This is a genomic window from Acinetobacter sp. ANC_7634 (assembly GCF_056779875.1).
This window is the reverse complement of the sequence record NZ_JBWYIT010000031.1, coordinates 1-542: the sequence shown is the minus strand read 5'-3', so window position 1 is coordinate 542 and position 542 is coordinate 1. Positions and strand designations below refer to the sequence as shown.

The window sequence follows — 542 nt, the reverse complement described above, 5'->3', positions numbered from 1 at the left end:
TTTATCGGACAACGTAGCCTACAACCCACCGCAGTCCACCTACAACGCTGGCAAGCCACAGCCCTCGAACAAGAAGAAGGCGCAGGCTCAGTCCAAAGTAAACACCAACACAGTGACCACCAAGACAATGCCAGCCTAGGCCTCGAACAAGCATGGCACATCAGCCCTGCATGGATCCAAGACCTCAAAGGCGAAGACCAAGCCACCGCCTCAGGCAACAGCCAAGTTGAAAAACTCAACCAACACCTCAGCGACTACTACGCTGGACAAAGCAAACAATTCATCGCCAAAGCCAGCGTCAGAGACAGCCAAGTCGGCTACTGGTTCAAACTCGATGGCCATCCAGAAATTGAACAACACAGCGGAGTTGACCAAGAATTCCTCATTGTTGGCAAACGCTACTACAACCAAAACAACCTACCCAAAGACTTAGACCAACAAGTCCAACAACTGCTACAACGCAGCCAATGGACACCAAAACACAAGACAGACACCAACCAAGCAACCCACAAGGACCAAGAACGCCAAGCCAGCGAACTCAT

The 542-nt window shown here is 51.1% G+C and carries 1 pseudogene; it reads left to right on the top strand.

What is annotated here, in order from left to right:
* Positions 1-542: pseudogene (locus AC1M9A_RS14385) on the top strand (type VI secretion system tip protein VgrG); the annotation flags it as partial.